Raw genomic sequence first — 18,817 nt, 5'->3', positions numbered from 1 at the left:
ACGACTGACCGCACTCTCCCCACAGGCACGGTTGTTGAAAAACCTTGCATGCAAGCACAGCTGCATGGCGCCCGCTAAACAGAACAGCTGAGGCCTGATAACCGGTCAGCCGCAGGGCCGCGCCGTCGACAGGCACCACACTGATTTTTCAAAAGGACATATTGTGTCATGGCCCTGTGCTATCGTCTCCCTACGTACAAGGAGGCAGACATGGAACCGATGATTTTTATGGGCGGGGTGATTGTGGTTGCAGGCGGGATCTGGACAGTCGTCGATCTCCTGCAGGATGCAGGTCTGCTGACCCGCTCCGCTGAACAACAGGTAAAAAGACGGGTAACTCAGGCCTGTTCAGGTTTCAGGTCGCGGGACATCAGCTCCAGTACCGCCTGCCGTGCCGGTTTGTTGCCGTAGAGGATTTCATAGACCTTTTGGGTAATCGGCATTTCAACGCCCAGTTTTTGAGCCAGTGCATTGACCGATTCCGCTGATTTAACCCCCTCAGCCACCATCCGCATCTCTGCCATAATGACCTCAAGGGTCAGTCCCTGGCCCAGCTTGACCCCCACGGTACGGTTGCGGGACAGGTCACCGGTACAGGTCAACACCAGGTCACCCATGCCTGCCAGTCCGGCAAAGGTGGCATCCTGGGCCCCCATGGCCCGCCCCAGGCGCTTCATCTCTGCAAGGCCACGGGTGATCAAGGCTGCCCTGGTATTATGGCCAAAGCCCAGGCCGTCACTGATACCGGCTGCAATGGCAATCACGTTTTTAACCGCCCCGCCCAACTCGACCCCGATGGCATCATCGCTGGTATAGACCCGGAAAACCGGATTACTGAAGGCTGCCTGAACCGTATGGGCTGCAGCATCATTGGCAGAGCCGGCAACAATCAGTGACGGCAAGCCCAGAGCCACCTCCTTGGCAAAGGTCGGACCAGACAGGGCAACAAAGCGTTCCCGCACCGCATCACCCAGCACCTGGCAGCAGATCTGCGAAACCGTACAGAGCGTCCCCAGTTCAATCCCCTTGGAGGCACTTGCCAGTATGGCTGTAGGAGCAATTGAGCCGGCCAGATCGGCAAGCAGATGCCGCATGACCTGCGTTGGCGTCACCAGCAGCACCAGTTCGGCACCACTGACCGCTTCAGCCAGTGCTCCGGTATACTGCAGGCCGGGATGCAGCTCTATGCCGGGTAAAAAGAGATGATTGACCCTGGTTGCCGCCATGCCGGTGACCAGCTCCGGCTCGTAGGCCCACAGTGTTGTTGCATGACCGTTTGCTGCGACCACGTTAGCCAGGGCGGTCCCCCAGCTGCCTGCTCCGATGACCCCGATCTTCATTCCCACTCCTCATCATCGTCGTACGCCTGTTTAGCGCGCGGATCAAACCCTTCCACCATGGCCTGGCGAGCCATCTCGATACTGTCAAACCCCAGTCGTCTGATAAAGGGGTGACGGCTCAGCGGCAACTGCGATCCGGCCAGACTGAGCCCCAAGGCCAGGACCTGCTGAATACTCTCTTTCCGGCAGTCGCTTTGCTGCATGAAATCGGCAGTTAACAGCAGCCGGCGCAGCAGGGCCGGTTTATCCTGCTCAATCAGTTCGCTACAGAAACGCTCAATGACCAGCTGCTGCGTATCCGGAGAACAGCTGCCGAGGGGGGTGGCCCCACAGCCTTCAGCCAGTTCATATATCAGAGGATCGGTAAAAAGCCAGCCTTCAAAAAACGGTTCATCCAGCAGTTCTTCACAGCCGGCCAGCAGCGACGCCATCCGCTCCAGCAGACCATCAAGCAGTTCTACCGGGAAACCGGGTACATAGTCGGCTGGTCGCAGATCAGTCTCACCAAACAGGTAGCGCCAGGCATAGAGGTCCGGCGGCAGATAGAAGCTGCGCTCAATACTCTGTTGCAGGGCATCCTTGAGCACGTTGACGGCATAGGCATATCCCACCGGATACAGGCCTTCTTCCGCGTTGATCTCATCCAGGTAATCATCATGCTCGCGACGGTTCTGGAAACGCGAGGCCACGGCATGCCGCACACCGTCCTGATCCCCCAGCTGCAGCACGATTCCTGCCAGGGTGGTATCGCTCAGTTCCCAGGAAAACCAGAGTGTCCGCACCCCATAACAGTCCAGAGGCGTTGCCTGGGCCATCAGCAGTGCAACCGGCTCTGCAAACAGGTCCGGGAGCGGTTCAGGCTCTCTGATCCCCAGAAAGCCCAGACGCCGGATACTGCGGCTGATCCGTTCCTCAAGCCCCTCCACCGGCAGGTCGTGCAAGCCCTGCAGCACCTGCAGCGCACAGCCGTGCCGCAGGGTACCCAGGCTCTCAACCGCCAGATCGGCGACTTCACGGTATTCGAAACAGGCCAGCATTCTGAGCATCGCAGCAGCAGCAGCCCCCTGGTCAGCCCGGCTGCCCAGGCGGCGGATCAGCTGGTCCCGCAGCATCTCGTCCGCATTCAGGAAGCGGTCCATCAAGCGGACCATGCCCCAGGAGCCTTCCTGCAGACAGAGGTCGAGGAAACTGTTCAGGGTTGCGCCGGATACCTCATCACGGGAAAAGGGAGGGGAGGAGACATCGATGCCGTAATCCTGCAGAATTTCCAGCAGAGGCAGTCTGCCTTCATCTGCAAGATCACGGCGCTTAAGGGTTAGAGCCACCAGCTGGTCCAGCCAGATGGTGGCATCAAAAAAGTCCAGCATGCAGGTATAGCGGTAGATCCGCTCATGATCCTGTTCCCGCCAGAGCCGTCTGACCAGCGGCGGCAGGGCCCGCCGCCCTGATTTCTGCAAACGCCGGCCGATCCGCTCCAGCTGATCCCGGGTCAGTTCATCACGTGTCAGAAAATCAAGCAGCCTGACAATCCGTCTTCGTTCACGGTAACTGGTATCAAGTGTACGAAGTCTACTAACAGCATTTAACTCCATGACATCAAGCTTCTTCTTCACCTTCCGGCTCAATGCCGTCGTCATCATCCCGTTCTGCCAGCTTGGCCACGGCAACGATCTTTTCCTGCTCTTCAGTCACCATCACCCTGACCCCCTGGGTGTTACGGCCAATCACCGAGAAGCCGGCCACCGGTACCCGCAGGATCTTGCCCTGGTCAGTGATGACCATCAGCTGGTTCTCATCAGTTACCTGCATCACGCCGACCACCAGACCGTTACGGGTGGTGGTCTTGATGGTGATTAGGCCTTTGCCGCCACGAGACTGGCCGCGATACTCGTCAAGGTCGGTCCGCTTGCCGAAACCGTTCTCGGTCAGGGTGAAGATGGTGGAACCGGTTGCCGTCGGGTCAACCACCTCCATACCGATCACTTCGTCCCGTGCCTCAAGGTTCATCCCCCGCACACCGCGGGTAACCCTGCCCATCGGGCGGGCATCCGACTCAGGGAAGCGGATCGCCTTGCCGTGGCGCGAGGCCAGGAAGACATCCTTCTGGCCATCGGTCAGGGCAACGGAAATCAGCTTGTCCCCTTCATCCAGGTTGACCGCATTGATACCGGTGGTCCGGATGTTCAGGTACTCAACCAGCGGGGTCTTCTTGACCACGCCATTGCGGGTAGCCATCAGCAGGTACAGGTCTTCACGGTTCAGATCCTTGACCGGCAGGATGGCGGTGATCTTCTCACCTTCCTGCACATTGACCAGGTTCACCACCGCCTTACCCTTGGTGGTGCGGCTGCCTTCCGGGATCTCATAGACCTTGATCCGGTAGACCCGGCCCATGTCAGAGAAGAACAACAGATAATCCTTGGTGGAGGCGATAAAGAGCTGCTCCACAAAGTCCTCTTCACGGGTCTTCATGCCGGTCTTACCCTTGCCGCCACGGCGCTGGGCCCGGTAGAGATCAACCGCGCTGCGCTTGATATAGCCGGTATGGGAGACCGTTACCACCATCTCTGCATCTTCAATGGTGTCTTCCAGAGAGATATCAGCGGTCTGATGCACGATCTCGGTCCGGCGCTTGTCGCCAAAACGTTCCTTGATCTCGGTCAGTTCACCCACAATGATCTTCATGATCTCGGCATCCGACCCCAGGATCTCCTTCAGGCGGGCGATCAGGCGCAGGATATCCTCATACTCTGCAATGATCTTGTCCCGCTCCAGACCGGTCAGGCGCTGCAGTCGCATCTCCAGGATGGCCTGGGCCTGAATCTCCGAGAGCTGTACCGCCTTCTCATACCCGGCAGGACGGGGCAGGTTCAGGCGCTGCAGGTAGTCCGGATCAGCAAAACGCCCTTCCATCAAGCCCAGTTTGGCCTCTGGCGGAGTTTTGGATTCACGGATCAGCTCGATCACGGCATCCAGCCAATCCAGCGCTATCTTCAGACCTTCCAGGATATGAGCCCTCGCCTCGGCCTTTTTCAGCTCAAACAGGGTCCGCTTGGTAACCATCTCGCGGCGGTGCTCGATGAAATAGTGCATCATCTCAGCCAGTGACATCAGCTTGGGACGGTTATGCACAATCGCCAGCATATTGATACCGAACGAGGTCTGCATCTGGGTGTGCTTGTAGAGCTGGTTCAGCAGCACCTCGGCATTTTCATCCTTCTTCAGGTCGATCACGATCCGCATACCATCACGGTCAGACTCATCCCGCAGGTCCGAGATCCCTTCGATCTTCTTTTCCTTGACCAGCTCGGCAATGCTGGTGATCAGACGGGCCTTGTTGACCTGGTAGGGGATCTCGGTCACCACAATGGATTCGCGATCATGCTTTTTGCTGTTCTCAACATGGGCCTTGGCCCGGATCTGGATTACCCCGCGGCCGGTGGCATACCCGTCAATGATCCCCTGGCGGCCATAGATGGTGCCGCCGGTGGGAAAATCGGGGCCTGGTACCAGCTCCAGCAGCTCTTCATAGCTGAGGGCCGGATTATGGATCAGTGCGATGATGGCATCAATGATCTCCCCCAGGTTGTGGGGCGGGATGTTGGTTGCCATGCCGACCGCAATACCTGATGAACCGTTGACCAGCAGGTTGGGAAACTTGGCCGGCAGTACGGCCGGTTCATAGAGGGATTCATCATAGTTGGGGGTAAACGGAACCGTTTCCTTTTCCAGGTCAGCCAGCAGTTCGTGGGTGAGCTGTTTCATCCGGATCTCGGTATACCGCATGGCTGCCGGGCTGTCACCGTCCACCGAACCGAAGTTACCCTGGCCATCCACCAGCAGATAGCGCAGCGAGAAATCCTGGGCCATCCGGACAATGGTATCGTACACGGCAGTATCACCGTGGGGGTGGTACTTACCGATGACATCACCGACTACCCTGGCCGATTTTTTGTAGGGCTTGTTATAGTCATTGCCCATGTCGTTCATCGCAAACAGACAGCGGCGGTGCACCGGCTTGAGACCATCCCGTACATCCGGCAGGGCCCGGCCGACAATGACCGACATGGCATAATCCATGTAGGAGCGCTTCATCTCATCTTCAATATTAACTGCGACCTTCTGCGTTACCTGTTCCTGCATGAGGTATCCCCTCGTTTAATGGTGTGTTGTATAACGGTTAGTGTGTGTAGGTGTTCCCAATTAATGACATTGGGGGAATTGTATTTTCAATAAGTTATATTCGCTATGGCCCCATAAATTAACACTTTTGGCCCCAATTAACGTCAAAATCCTACTTATTGGCCTCAATTAATGACATTTTCCTACTGAATTATTAGAAATATAGTCTCTGCGGATAAAAAGCTATGTAACATAGCATATATTGCCATGCAATAGAACCCCATTCTTTCCTTTTAGGAGATCTGGAGGACTAGCCTGTTGAGCTGGCTATAGGTTTTAGGTGTTGGCTTTATGTCGTATAATCAACTTGGCTTATTCTGATCTGATCGACGAGCCTGAAGAGACCTTTGAGGCTTCATCGTCTTTGTCTTCAGTAGTCTCGTCGTCCCCCATCCAGGGGAAAATCCTTCGGGGAAAGACGTTGGGTGGAAAGACGCTTTGGGGGAATAGACCACTTTTATTATTGTCATTGGGCTTCATGTAATTAACCCCATTTGCACGTAGCCCGCAGAGACAGGCTATAGGCTCATATTGGCGACTGCTTAACTCAAACGACGCATACTGACGCCTTATGAGATTACTCTTGTGCATACTCTACAGCTGGAGGCGTTATGCACTCATTTGAAAATCGTTCGGCACAGAATTCATTGTGCAAACCTGTGTACCGCTATAGCGGTCAACCAATTTATGCAGCGCATGAGTTTATCGATGAATCACTTAAAATGGTTCAGCAGTCCCACGAACATGCTGGAGCTATAACCGGATATCCAACGGGGCTTCTAGACCTGGACTACATGTTATGCGGGTTGCAGCCGGGAACATTGACCGTCATAGCGTCACGCCCATCAAATGGCAAAAGTTCACTAGCCATGAACATTGCCATGAACGTGGGGCTAAAGCACTCCATTCCCACAGCAATATTTTCGCTTGAACTGTCAAAGGAACAACTGGGCATACATTTGCTATCAGCGGTTGCCCACGTGGATATCTGTAGGGCACGAACCGGGAATTTATCGGAATCAGATCTGTGCAAACTTGATGATACGAAGGTGACGTTACGGAAAAGCACCCTCTATGTTGACGACACTTCAGGTATCAGTATTACGGAGCTCCTTGCCAAGGCCATACGCCTTAAAGTTGATCATAACGTACAGGTTATCATCATCGACTATCTGCAGCTTATGCGTGACGATTCAAGATCAGCTCTTGATCCTACAGAAATATCCAGAATCTCAAGTTCGTTAAAGGTGTTAGCCAGAGAGCTTGGTGTTGTCATTATTTTGCTCTCCCAACTGCATTCGTCAGTAGACAGTCGGAAGGCAAAGAAGACCCGGCCAAAACTGAGTGATTTGGGAAACACTGGCTCACTTGAAGACGATGCCGATGTCATATTGCTCATCTACCGGGAGTCGGTCTACTGCAAAGCCTGCAGGCGTCGTGATAGCTCATGCGTCCACAACCATGAAAATCTTGCTGAAATCATTGTTGCAAAACATAAAAATGGGCCGATCGGCACCGTATGTGTCAATTTTCATGCGGAGACCATGTGCCTTAGCGATCTAAGCTGGCGATGAGTAATTTAATCATCTGCCGATGACTCAGGCAAGCCGATAAACGACACAATCTGTCGCCAACTTCAACTAGAATGGACTCATAACGATACAGGAGGCCCATCATGGCACGCACCGCACAAGAGACAGCAAAGGCACTATCAGACATTTACGACGAGAGTTTTGCCAATGACAGCTATGAACAGTTTCAGCTCGGCTGGCCGGAGATGCGGAGTATTGCCGGAGTACCCAAACTGACTCCTTCGTTCCTTAATCAGGTTGATCGCCATCTGCGTGACATGGAGATGCTGCTGGTTGTCTGTGACTCATTTCTGCTAATTGCTCGCCAGCAGGATCTCTCCCATGCCCGAAGCGTACCGGCACGACTGGTTGAGCAGTATCTGCCTGATTTTGAAGATGACGAAGATTTGGAGATTGATGAAAACGACCTTGATGATTCCGAGGATAATGCCCAGGAAGATGATGAGTCATTCTAACAATCCAGCTGGCACGCTCGCAAGAGCGTGCCAGCTCCTTTACCTTGCATCAGATCCCTCACACACACATCTCCAGCCTGTCGGTTCGTTATGTTGATACAGCACCAAGGCATTATATCAACACCCATTGCCTCAAAACAAAAGTCTGCTATGATAAACGACAGCATTTGTCGTTTACCTGCCACATTATGGAGCAAAGACCATGAACACGCTTTACCGTCACTGGCTGATCCTACGCATGATTCCCAGAAAAGGAACCGGTATCTCAACAGTGGAGATATGTAGCCGCCTCAAGCATGAAGACGGCATTGAAACCACCCTGCGTACTATCCAGCGGGATCTGATTGAACTGGAAACGCTCTTTCCGATTGCAAGCGACGGGCGGAAACCATCGGGCTGGAAATGGACTGATGATGCTGCAAACTTTGACATGCCTAACATGGATCCGGTTACTGCGCTTACCTTTACCCTTGCCAGCCAGTATCTGGAAAAGATGTTCCCGAAAGGCATACTCTCAGCATTAATCCCCTATCAAAAAACAGCAGAGCAACGCTTAAAATCTGCTGTTGATCCAAAGCTTGCTGCCTGGCCAAATAAAGTCAGGGTCCTATCCCGCAGCCTGACGACCATTCCGCCAACAATATCAGCGGAAATCACTGAAAAGGCTTATTCAGCCCTGTTGGAGGAACAACGCTTCAAAGCCACTTACACAACCGTATCTGGCAAGTCAAAAACATACGAAGAGGTAAATCCTCTGGGCATGACCTTTGTTGATGGCTTGACCTACCTGATCGCCTCCATCAACCAGCATGTTGATCCGATCCTGCTGCTGCTGCACCGTTTTCAGGCGATTGACCTGTTGGACAAGCCAGTCACCGTGCCGGAGGACTTTGATCTGGATGGGTGGGTGCAAGAGCTACTGACCTTTCCGGTGGGACAGACCATTCACCTGAAGCTCAGATTCAGTCACCCGGTTGATGTTCAACGGCTTAAAGAGTCACCACTCTCAGAGGACCAGAAGATAAAAGAGTTGACAGATGGCTGCTTTGAATTGTCTGCCTCAGTTGAAGACACTCTGCAACTGCGCTGGTGGCTAAATGGTTTTGGTGCACGGGTTGAGGTGATGGAGCCAAAGGACTTGCGGCAAGAGTTCATTACACAGGCAATGGACTACTTGAAAATGTATGCGAATAATCAAAGCTAACTTGAATGGAGAATCTATGTCAGCTCAATCGTATTCAGAAAAAATAAAGCAACAAACAGATCTCGTAATAAAGTACCTTGAGATAGCCAAACCTCTGATCACCTATACTAAGCTGGTCTCGGTTTCTGAGGAGCAAATTACCCAGTATGAACAACAATTAAATAAGATTGTTCCCCCGGATTATCGCTACTGGCTAACCACTTACGGATCTGGCCGCATCGAGTTTTTAGAAGGATCATTATTAATTGACTCGATATTTGAATTGATGGAAAGCGATGGCAGGTGTGTTGATGAAGGCGATCCTCAAGATTGTTGGAAAAGGATTTATATTGGCTACCCAGGAGCGCCAATCACCATGGCGCTGGACTCGACGATAATTGATGAATATGGATGTGCTCCGGTAATTGAAACGGATGAATATGGTAATACAGTTGGTCAGGTGCTTGCGTCGTCTTGGCCGATGTATGTGATCAGAAATATAATTGAAACTTCCAAGCCTCTTAAAGCGTCCAGTCAATGCAACGTGTTCACTGCTGATCAGGTTACCGCTGTTAATGAGCTTGCAAACCAGGAGTTCCTAAAGCTTGATGAATCACTGGGAAGAGCATCTGAACGGGCTGAAGCTCATAACCAGACTTGTTGTAGTCATGTGAGTTTTGAAAATGACAATCTGGAAATGAGTCATGGAATGGCCAATTTCTTTGAGGAACTTCTTGAAAAAATGGATAAACAGGCTTGTGAACAGCAACTTTCAGATGCCTGCACCACCTCCGGCAAAGAAGATTCTTTTCCTGAGGCCATAGCTCGCTTGGAAGATCAAATTGCAAAGGGGTATGCGTCACTGATTGATAATCTGTTTCTATATAGAGAGACAGCACACTGTCACGCAAATCTAATACAATCACTGCGTGGGCATGAACGTAAGGAACTGCGCAAAATTGCAGAGGAGTGTTGGTTGTGGATCAATCCTGGAGAAGCAGAAAAACAAGCCGAAATATTATGTGAGTGGCTTGAATGTGCCAAAAGCTGACTTTTCATTGACAAATCCGGCCTGGAATCAAGACGATGTCTACAAGAAGCTGAAAAATATGCGGAAGATTATGATGATTGGCATACCTGTGCAAGATTTTGGCAGGATGAAATTGGGGATAAAGCAGAAGTCAACAGATGCCTGTTGAACGCTGGAGAGCATATTAAATATACCGATTCTGATGAAATATTTAATGTTATTCCGTTAGCAAGTTTCTGGATGGAGCTTAACAATAAAGAACGGGCAAAGGAGACCCTCCTTCTGGCAGAGAAAAACACGAAGCCAGATTTTTTTGAAATGAAACTGTTGTCACAGGCGTTTCGTGAGAATTTGGGTGATATTGAGTCAGCAAAAAGGTTCCTTAGAAGGGCCGAATTGCTGGCTGATTATAACTTAGAGTATCAGGATGAAAAGTTAGAGAGATATGAGGAGATTTTAAACGAATGGAAAGAAATTGGCGACAATGAACAGTTGGAGCGATTTAATATTCAATTCAATATTGTAGCTAAAGATATAAGAGGAAATTAGCCATGGCCGTCAGATTTAAGCGCTGCTTCGATGATGAAATAATAGAGGCGATGGAAAAATTTGGAGTAAAAAACCTGATTAAGGCGATACAAGATTTGCGTCCTGAAGGAGTTGATCCAAGCCTACGAGAATTTGCCTTTGATATTCATATGCGAGAAAACAATGAATTAATGGTTTATTATGCAGGTACCTGTCTGCTCGTCATTAGTTTCAATCTTGCGACTCAAGGTAAGGTCCGATTTAAATCAAAATCCTACAGCACCGCAAAGGAGAGTGATGTACAGGAAAAACAGGATTGCGCTAAAAGTTTTTCTGTTTTGAAGGAGGCAATTCATCTTGATTGCCTTGAAGGCACCACTGAAAAGATCAAACACTTTTTATTGAGTGCTGTGAAAGTTGCCAATGCAAGTAAACGCAAGTTCTTTAATGGTGCTTCTGAGGGGTATTGGTCTAGCAGACTCAGCATAGAATTTGGGAGAAAGTGGGCGTCCGGCAAAAAATGGCTGATTCTCGATAGAGAGTCTATACTAGGTTTCGAAGATCCCGTTGAAAAGTCTGACGGAGATAGAGCCATTTTTATGGAGGATATTGACTGTGCTGTTGAATCCACTAAAGAGGATTTGGCTCAAGATCATAAATGGGCAAAGGATTGTAGTAAACCATTTGGAAATGAACTTGATTTCTTAGCCATTGGGGAGGACAAACAGCTCATTTGCATAGAACTGAAGATTGCCAAAAATGGTGATGGAATAGCGTGGGGTCCGCTTCAGGCTGCGGTCTATCAGAAATCCTTCAGTAAAGCTACTGCAGATCCTGAAATTGTACTGAATATCAAGAAGATGGTTCGTCAAAAAGTGCAACTGGGCATTTTGCCGACAGACGCACTAAACCTCATACCCTCGAATGGCTTTGAATCTGCAACCTCTGTTTTGGCGGTCACCGATGGCAAGGATCCAGCAAGTGATGAATACTGGAAGCGTGCCAGAGAGGTTAATGACCTTCTGAAGCATCCGCTATCCCGTTCTTCAATATTCAAAATCTCCTGTACTGCAGATGGCAAACTCTTTCTTAAAGATGTGACAACCACCTTATGAAACTCACCATTCTTCGTGGTAGCAATGAAATTGGTGGGACCTGTATCCAGTTGACGTCAGGGGCAACAACCATTCTTCTCGATATCGGGCTGCCTTTGTCAGATAACAGTCCGCTTATAGATATGACAGACTTGAAGGCTGACGCTGTTCTGGTCAGCCACCCCCACCAGGACCACTTCGGGCTCATGGGCCGCCTTCCATGTGAAATTCCTGTCTATATTGGAGAACTCGGCAGGAATCTCATCGATACAACCAGCGTCATGTTGAATAAAGAGCTGCATGGCAACCATTTCCAGTATTTTAAAGCGTGGAAGCCTTTCCATATTGGATCGTTCACGATTACACCCTACCTAGTGGATCATTCAGCAGTCGATGCCTATGCCTTTCTGATTGAGGCAGAAGGGAAACGGGTTTTTTATGGTGGCGACTTCCGCGCGCACGGCCGCAAGAGAAAGCTGTTTGAGAACATGGTGAAACACCCAATCCCCAATATCGATCTGATGTTTCTAGAAGGAACGATGATGCAACGAAGCAATGATCAGTTCCCCGATGAAGCATCCGTTGAGCAGAAAATACTAGAAGTCATCAGAAACCAGAAAAATATCTCTTTCATTATCTCCTCATCCCAGAATATCGACCGTATTGTCTCCTCATTTAACGCTTGTCACAGATCCGGAAAAACCCTGGTCATCGACATCTACACCGCATGGGTTTTGGAGCAGGTACGACAGGTGACCGGAAATGTTCCGGGCATGGAGTGGCCCGAGGTTAGCGTTTACGCGGATTACAGCCTTGATAAGAAACTGAAGGCTAATCCTGAATATTTTGGAGATTTCCGGCGACGCCTTTACCGTCATCGCGTGAAGTGGCAGGAGTTGGTGTCAGCACCTTCGTCATTCCTCTACTTCGGCAGAATGTCATCCTTTCGTAAAATCAGTGCCTTCAGGAATGACATAGAACCGGTCAATATCATCTACTCGCAGTGGTTGGGCTACCTTGATGGAAACCACGCCGACTATTTCGGCAGTGACCGGATCGCCGCTTTTCGTGAAGACCCGAAAGTTAATTTCATATATGCCCACACCAGCGGGCATGCGCCGGTAGAGGATCTCCAGCGGCTGGCAAATGCACTGAAACCGAAGCAGCTCATACCAATACACACTGAAAAAGCTTCGGACTATGGTAAATATTTCGAGAACGTTGTGATGCTACAGGACGGGGATGAGTTACAGCTTTGATGTCTTGAAAGGAGCTATTGATGCAAATTACCTATGAAAATAAGGCAGAAGATATTCTTGCACTCTACAATCGAACCTTCAATGGCCCTGATGATATTGTCGGGCTCAGCAAGCACACCGCTGATGATGCCAGCATTACCTCAAGGCCAGAGCGGTTTTTCAGTGCTGTTCGATATCCAAGCTGGGGATTTGGCGGAGCAATTATTGGCTGCTTTTTCGGGTATTCTTCGGTCGTTGAGAGGATCAGTGTTTTAATTCTACTATCGTTACTTCTTGCAGGTTGGGCATGGTGGAACTATCGACAGTACCCGAACAAACTTGCCCAAAAGCAGATCGAAAAAGATCCACTGTCAATCGGCAAGCGTACTTTGACCATATCTCCAGAAGGGCTTGAGCTTCAAACGGCTGGATCAAACACATTCAAAACCTGGAATGAAGTTTGGCATGCTGAATTACTGCAGGAATATATCTTTGTGGCCACTTTCGGACAAATTTTAATCATTTCGCTACGGGAGCTCGGTGACGAATTATTCAAGAATACATGGGGTGAAATTCAATTATGCCGCAAAAACCACGATCTGAAAGCATGCAGAGCATGATGCAAGACACCAAGGTCGGTATGTTCTGGTGCATAGAAGGGAAGGTTGTCGGTGAGGCGGTGATACTCTCCGAAGCCGAGCCATACGGTGATGCCTTGCAACACGGTGGACATTACGACTTCTGGGACGAACTGAAACCTGAAACTGACGTGGAGCGCCGACTCAAGAGCCACGCCTACGACTACTATCCGCGTGGCCGGGTGGTCTATTTTAAATCGAGGCAACACTTTCGGTTGTATGTGGATGGCTGCTTAAACACAGGAAATCGTGAGGCTATAGTTGCTTTCTTTGGCCTCGAGGGAGTTCAACTCGAAAATGAGAGAGATGAACACTACCAGTGTGCTCGTTGCAATAAGGGGTATTTGGAATAGCTTGATTTTCCAGAGGGTAGTCATGACCACCCGCAGAGCGGGTGGCTTGAGGAAAGCCCCTAAAAGGGGCTAGGTATTTTGGGTAAAGTCCAACTCTTCTTGTTTGTCCAGATGTTCCTGATCACGGACGTAGGCTCGGATCATTTCTTCATCCAGCCCAACTGTGCTGACACAGTAACCTCGTGACCAGAAGTGCCGACCGGTAAAACCTTTCTTGACGCCTTGGGCTTTGCGGTGGATATGGATCGCTGACTTACCCTTCAGATAACCGATAACCATCGCAACGCTGTACTTCGGCGGAATACTTAATACCAGATGGATATGGTCTGCCATGGCATGACCTTCGATAAGTTCGACTTCCTTCTGGCGACACAACTGACGGATGATTTTGCCAACTTCTCCTCGAAGCCTACCATAAAGCACTTTCTTACGGTACTTCGGCACTATCACCACATGGTATTTGCACTCCCATTTTACATGCGCTAAGCTTTGCCACTCTCGCATGGCATTTCCTCCTGTTGATTGCCTCTAGGGGCTTTCCTCAGGAGGAAATGTCGCTGGAACGGCATAGCCTTTTCAAGTCTCACCGGCAGAGCCGGTGGTTTACTGAAAACCTACAATTAAAATGCTTTGCTGACGTAAAAGAACTAAAAGGTGGTGCTGGAGTGCCCTGCGTCGACAGCTTTACTCCTTATCAGCTAGTAATTCTTAATTTACAAGTCCCTGGTGTAGATCTTTAAATAACCAATTACCCGAACACCTCTAAAACGACACATCCTGTCGTCATGGTGTGGCACTCTGTACCCAACACTATTGTTGGGAGGCAGAAGCCATGTCACTATCATTTCTCGCACATGCAGCAGCAAAGACCAATTCATATGGCAAGCGACCAGGTGAAAATATAAAGTACGCCCCCCTTTATGGGATCTGGTTGATAGACATTGCACTCTATTATGGGTGGTATAAACCCCGTTCCTTCCGCAACTGGCCAGATGCTTTCAACGACTCAGACTTCTGCGTTATGACAAATTTAGATGTCGACCACCTAGAGCAACCGGACAGGGTTACGGCTGGATATTGCATGAAAATGCTCGTCAGTCAGCGCCAGAAGCTTTCCAGGAAAAAAATTCCAAGCTCACTTCTGCTCTTCAAAAATATCAAGCTGCTGACCGATATGCTGAATTTGACCGATGCAGATCAGGTCGTTTTTACTTTTGCAGCAGGGCTAAGCATGTTCTCTGAATTTCATGGAGCCATTTGCCCTAGGTCACATAAAACAACAACTGACTCACTGTGCAAACTGCTGTCACACCTGACAGGCATAAAGGAATCAGAATTTCACCGTTCACTCCTTCCTGAAAGCCCTTTGGTGAGCACGGGGCTGGTCAAGCTCAACAAGAGTCTCTGCGATCTGGAGCAAAAGGTGGAGATACTGTCAGGACTGCAGGACATCATGCTGAAACCACACAAAAATGCAGACAGTCTAATGTCTCATTTTTTGCGGAGGGCAGCCCCCCCCCAGCTTGGCTTGGACAACTTCCCTCATCTCAAAAAAGAGAAGGAATTGCTAGTAAGCTATTTCCAGAATGCTGTCAGAAACCAGTTGCGTGGCGTCAATATCCTTGTTCATGGGAAACCCGGTGTTGGCAAGAACCAGTTTGTTCAGGCTCTTGCTGAGCAACTGAATTTGGAACTGTTTGAGGTTGTCTTTGCTGACAAGGACGGAGATCCGATTAAAGGCGAGGCAAGACTGCGCGCTTATGCCTTCTGTCAGCGACTCCTGGCGCGAAACAATAAGGCTATGATCCTGTTTGATGAAATAGAGGATGTTTTTGAATCTGGTGGAAATTTGTTTTCAATGATGTTTGGCGAAGATGGTGAAGGTTCTGTTAGTGCCGGCCCAGGTAAGGCCTGGATCAACCGCACCATGGAGAATAACCCGGTACCGGCAATCTGGATCAGCAACAAGGTGGGGCAGATTGACAAGGCCTATCTGCGGCGCTTTGACTATTCAGTAGCATTTCCCACGCCGCCTCAGGAGGTCAGGGTATCAATGGCCCAGTACCATTTGAATAGCCTTGAACCACCACGAGGCTGGATCGAACGGCTTGCGGCCAATGATGAAATCACTCCAGCGCAGTTTGAGCGGGCAGCAAAAGTTGCCAAAACCGGTAGCCCCAAAAACAAGGCCAAGGCACGTGCACTGGTAGAACAAGTATTAGAGCGCAGCACCAGTCTGCTGGGCCAACGTCGTAAGCCCGACAGAAATATTATCCGAACCGGCTATAGTCTGGAATGGCTCAATACTGATCTGCCGATTGCCAAGCTGGTTGAGGGCATCAAGCGCAAGCCAAAGGGTACTTTCTGCTTTTACGGCGCTGCCGGTACCGGCAAGAGTGAGTTGGCCCGCTACATGGCAGATCAAATAGGTAAGCCGCTGGTTGTCAAACGGGCATCAAGTATCCTTGGAATGTATGTGGGGCAAACGGAGCAGAACATTGCTGCTATGTTTACCGAGGCACGGGAGCAGGATGCCGTGCTGGTACTGGATGAGGCGGACAGTTTTCTGTCAGACCGTCGGGATGCACAGCGCAGTTGGGAGGTAACCCAGGTCAATGAGTTGCTGACTCAGATGGAAGCGTTTGAAGGGATCTTTATCTGTACCACCAACCTGATGAACAAGCTTGATCAGGCATCACTGCGTAGGTTTGCCTTCAAGGTGCGGTTTGATCCGCTCAAGCCAGAACAGCGGGTAGCCTTGTTCAAGCAGGAACTGGTACGGCTTGGCGGGAACGGGTCAGATGCTCTGGCTTGGGAGGAGCAGGTTTGGCAGCTGAATCAGCTTACCCCCGGCGATTTTGCCGTGGCAAGTCGCCAGTTTGAGCTGTGGGATGAGCCGGGCACAGCGGTCAAACTCTATGGAATCCTGAAGAAAGAATGTGAGGCCAAGGGGGCCAGCCCTAGGAAGATCGGGTTTGGGGTATAACCACACATGCGAGTCAAGGCGTTTACTACAGCATGTTCAGGGCTCGCTCCACAGTAATCAAAGCCATGCTGTAGTAACCGCTGTTTCCATAGCAGTCGCTGATAAAGGTATGCAGGCGTTTGATCTCTTCCAGTGTATAGCGGTCACGATACCTGGGCTTCAGCATCCTCTGTAAATCAACAGCATCGATTTTATTACGCTGAAATTGCTCCTGAGTACCTCTGAAGACAGCAAATAGCGCCTGCATTGCCTCTCTATAATTTAAATCCGTAAGTTCGCTAAGCAAAGCAGCCAGCTCCTCTTTGAAGGCAAATATGCCACCGGTATCAGGGATGCGGAAATGATCGAGCGATATACACGGATACTGATCACAACGCCCTGATCTGCCTGCTTGTCTGCTGTCACTATATCTATATGCGACATCAGCCACTGGCAGGTATTTCTCGCCACACCAGACAACAAAAGCAAGATCTGAATTAGTCTTTGGGGCGACTATGCTGAATGCTGTTCGCAGATTTTCTTTTTGTATTGGATCACGTTTCAGTGAATAGCACCTGTAGTCCAACTCCAGCTGGCTTTCCAAGAAATTCTGCAATATATCAGGGTATCCGGAAGGTTGATGTGCAGCAGCCTGTGGCGTTGTCAGCTTTCTGATTGCAAGCGGTGCAACTGCCAGTGACGTTAAAAATCCACGCCTGTCCATATAAACCTCCAATCCGGGAGGGCGCTAATCCTTTGCATTACAATCAAGGCTATCATCACCAGACGACACAACGGGTCGCTTTGAGCTGGCAATGCTGCAGTTTCGGCACTGTAATATCTTGATTCGTTGATTGGTTAAACAGGGTAGAAATTGCCATGAGAAAAATCAGCAAATTCTTAAGCCTTGTGCTGCAGCACCGACCGGATGCTATCGGCATCACGCTGGATAGTGCTGGCAGGATGCATGCAGAAGGATTTAAGTTCTACCGCTCCGCAAGCTGGGTCTGGCTTACGGAGCGGGTGCCGAGGGGGTATGTGACCTAAAAGGTCACGTGGAACTCCAGATCACGGTATCAAGTTCAGCTAAATTTTTTGCTGGATGGTCAGGGTTTTGTTTTAGTGAAAATCTGAGTTTACGCGCAATATCAATGTATATTGTCCCTTCACTTGCATCTCTGGGGGGTCTGAATTTTATTTTTTTGAGATAGCTAATTACAGGTGTGTTTAGCAATGGATATTCGTTTGGGAAAAACAAACACAGCATTTCAGATAAAAAAGCCTTTCTCGTTGGCACATTAAGCCCAGAGAGCCTGTCTATTTCTTCTACAACAACATCGTCTCTATTTTTCTTGTCAGCCTCAATTATATTCATAAAACTCAATGACAGTTCTTTAAAATTGCTATGTTTTCCAAGAATTTCCCACCCCTTTCCCTGCATCCGATCACCAACATCAAATCCCCAATAGGATTGTAACTCGTTATAAAAATCGATCGAAGTCATTCCTACATCGTTTGCGCATCTATAGAATAAATTTTTTAGCCGAGACTTGTATTTGTTAAATATACTCAACTGTTCTCTTCTCACTAAAATGGATTCTTTAATACCACGTGGGCTAGGCAATTTTATATTTGCTATTATTGAATTGCTATATGATTTATTTTTCTTGTTTATAGATACTCTATTTGCTTCAGAATATTTAGTTAACCAATCTTCAGATACAACTACTGATTTATCTTCTATTTCTAAAATCCATTCTTTAGCTAAAATAAAATCTGAATTTGGTATTTCAGAATAAACATTAGCTTCATAATTAGTTTCAAATGCTGCTTTTGTAAGATTAGATGATCCTATAATAGCAAAACATTTTTGATTTGCTTCTTTCCAAAAAACAGCTTTTGGGTGAAATCCACCAATTAAATCAGCAACTAAAAATTGACCTTTTCTTTTTGAAGGCAACCAATTTAATAATTTTTGACATGCATCTTTTTTTGTAATGCCAAAATCTTTACCTATTATAACCCTAAAACTTTTACAGTCTTTATTAAGCCGTAGGTATTCGTTCCAATCAGTCAAATATGCAGTAACTATATAAAGTTCAATTGCATTTGAAAAAGCTTTTTCATAGAAAGTCGTTAATTTACTGTCTGAATCAGGAGAATGTAAAAATAAACTCATTGCTTTCATTCTAACCCCCAAAAATTCAAATTATAGATCC

General features: G+C 49.1%; 17 protein-coding genes and 1 pseudogene. 12 read left to right on the top strand and 6 right to left on the bottom strand.

What is annotated here, in order from left to right; translation table 11 throughout:
• Positions 1 to 210 precede the first annotated feature (210 nt).
• Positions 211 to 411: a hypothetical protein gene (locus FY034_RS00145; protein WP_265552807.1), complete on the top strand. Its 201-nt coding sequence runs from the start codon at positions 211 to 213 to the stop codon at positions 409 to 411.
• On the opposite strand, the gene FY034_RS00140 is transcribed toward FY034_RS00145, so the two are convergent.
• Genes FY034_RS00140 through gyrA form a run of 3 tightly spaced genes read right to left on the bottom strand, consistent with a single transcriptional unit; the run spans position 339 to position 5,483 of the window.
• Complete coding sequence (locus FY034_RS00140) at positions 339 to 1,346, bottom strand: NAD(P)H-dependent glycerol-3-phosphate dehydrogenase (protein ID WP_265552805.1); 1,008 nt, start codon at positions 1,344 to 1,346, stop codon at positions 339 to 341. The two genes, FY034_RS00145 and FY034_RS00140, sit on opposite strands and share 73 nt — an antisense overlap.
• Positions 1,337 to 2,953, bottom strand: coding sequence for a hypothetical protein (locus tag FY034_RS00135; RefSeq protein ID WP_265552803.1), 1,617 nt, complete (start codon positions 2,951 to 2,953; stop codon positions 1,337 to 1,339). Before FY034_RS00135 ends, FY034_RS00140 begins: the two co-directional genes overlap by 10 nt.
• Complete coding sequence (gene gyrA / locus FY034_RS00130) at positions 2,937 to 5,483, bottom strand: DNA gyrase subunit A (protein WP_265552801.1); 2,547 nt, start codon at positions 5,481 to 5,483, stop codon at positions 2,937 to 2,939. The genes FY034_RS00135 and gyrA overlap by 17 nt, the downstream gene beginning before the upstream one ends.
• 650 nt (positions 5,484 to 6,133) lie before the next feature.
• Here gyrA and FY034_RS00125 point away from each other — a divergent pair.
• From FY034_RS00125 to FY034_RS00085, 9 genes are all read left to right on the top strand, one after another.
• Entirely contained in the window at positions 6,134 to 7,096 is a 963-nt protein-coding gene (locus tag FY034_RS00125) for a replicative DNA helicase (protein WP_265552799.1), read from the top strand.
• A gap of 101 nt (positions 7,097 to 7,197) precedes the next feature.
• Positions 7,198 to 7,569 (top strand): hypothetical protein, encoded by a 372-nt coding sequence (locus FY034_RS00120; RefSeq protein ID WP_265552797.1) that lies wholly within the window; start codon positions 7,198 to 7,200, stop codon positions 7,567 to 7,569.
• Positions 7,570 to 7,771: 202 nt separating this feature from the next.
• Entirely contained in the window at positions 7,772 to 8,773 is a 1,002-nt protein-coding gene (locus FY034_RS00115) for a helix-turn-helix transcriptional regulator (protein WP_265552794.1), read from the top strand.
• A 16-nt stretch (positions 8,774 to 8,789) separates the two neighbouring features.
• Complete coding sequence (locus tag FY034_RS00110; protein ID WP_265552792.1) at positions 8,790 to 9,803, top strand: SMI1/KNR4 family protein; 1,014 nt, start codon at positions 8,790 to 8,792, stop codon at positions 9,801 to 9,803.
• 144 nt (positions 9,804 to 9,947) lie between these two features.
• The gene (locus tag FY034_RS00105; RefSeq protein ID WP_265552790.1) at positions 9,948 to 10,331 is read left to right on the top strand and encodes a hypothetical protein; all 384 of its coding nucleotides are present in this window, start codon (positions 9,948 to 9,950) and stop codon (positions 10,329 to 10,331) included.
• Between the two features lie 2 nt (positions 10,332 to 10,333).
• On the top strand, positions 10,334 to 11,425 hold the full coding sequence (locus tag FY034_RS00100; protein WP_265552788.1) for a hypothetical protein: 1,092 nt from the start codon (positions 10,334 to 10,336) through the stop codon (positions 11,423 to 11,425).
• Positions 11,422 to 12,663 (top strand): MBL fold metallo-hydrolase, encoded by a 1,242-nt coding sequence (locus FY034_RS00095; protein ID WP_265552786.1) that lies wholly within the window; start codon positions 11,422 to 11,424, stop codon positions 12,661 to 12,663. The genes FY034_RS00100 and FY034_RS00095 overlap by 4 nt, the downstream gene beginning before the upstream one ends.
• A gap of 20 nt (positions 12,664 to 12,683) precedes the next feature.
• On the top strand, positions 12,684 to 13,262 hold the full coding sequence (locus tag FY034_RS00090; protein WP_265552783.1) for a hypothetical protein: 579 nt from the start codon (positions 12,684 to 12,686) through the stop codon (positions 13,260 to 13,262).
• The gene (locus FY034_RS00085; RefSeq protein WP_265552781.1) at positions 13,259 to 13,633 is read left to right on the top strand and encodes a hypothetical protein; all 375 of its coding nucleotides are present in this window, start codon (positions 13,259 to 13,261) and stop codon (positions 13,631 to 13,633) included. Before FY034_RS00090 ends, FY034_RS00085 begins: the two co-directional genes overlap by 4 nt.
• 93 nt (positions 13,634 to 13,726) lie before the next feature.
• On the opposite strand, the pseudogene tnpA reads toward FY034_RS00085, so the two are convergent.
• Positions 13,727 to 14,137 (bottom strand): annotated as a pseudogene (gene tnpA / locus FY034_RS00080) (IS200/IS605 family transposase); the annotation flags it as partial.
• A gap of 865 nt (positions 14,138 to 15,002) precedes the next feature.
• Here tnpA and FY034_RS00075 point away from each other — a divergent pair.
• Positions 15,003 to 16,619 carry an AAA family ATPase gene (locus FY034_RS00075; RefSeq protein ID WP_265552779.1) on the top strand — a complete coding sequence of 539 codons (1,617 nt, stop codon included), beginning with the start codon at positions 15,003 to 15,005 and terminating at the stop codon, positions 16,617 to 16,619.
• A gap of 25 nt (positions 16,620 to 16,644) precedes the next feature.
• Here FY034_RS00075 and FY034_RS00070 read toward each other — a convergent pair whose 3' ends face one another.
• Positions 16,645 to 17,322, bottom strand: a complete 678-nt coding sequence (locus tag FY034_RS00070) for a hypothetical protein (protein WP_265552777.1) — start codon at positions 17,320 to 17,322, stop codon at positions 16,645 to 16,647.
• Positions 17,323 to 17,477: 155 nt separating this feature from the next.
• Between FY034_RS00070 and FY034_RS00065 the strand changes: the two genes are divergently transcribed.
• Entirely contained in the window at positions 17,478 to 17,645 is a 168-nt protein-coding gene (locus FY034_RS00065; protein WP_265552774.1) for a hypothetical protein, read from the top strand.
• Between the two features lie 4 nt (positions 17,646 to 17,649).
• Here the strand turns inward: FY034_RS00065 and FY034_RS00060 are convergent, their stop codons facing one another.
• On the bottom strand, positions 17,650 to 18,786 hold the full coding sequence (locus FY034_RS00060; RefSeq protein WP_265552772.1) for a phospholipase D family protein: 1,137 nt from the start codon (positions 18,784 to 18,786) through the stop codon (positions 17,650 to 17,652).
• Between the last annotated feature and the right edge of the window lie 31 nt (positions 18,787 to 18,817).

This window comes from Trichlorobacter lovleyi, from assembly GCF_015239775.1.
In the GTDB taxonomy this organism is placed as follows: Bacteria; Desulfobacterota; Desulfuromonadia; order Geobacterales; family Pseudopelobacteraceae; genus Trichlorobacter; species Trichlorobacter lovleyi_B.
The sequence above is the reverse complement of the archived record's forward strand: the minus strand, read 5'-3'. Positions and strand labels throughout refer to the sequence as shown.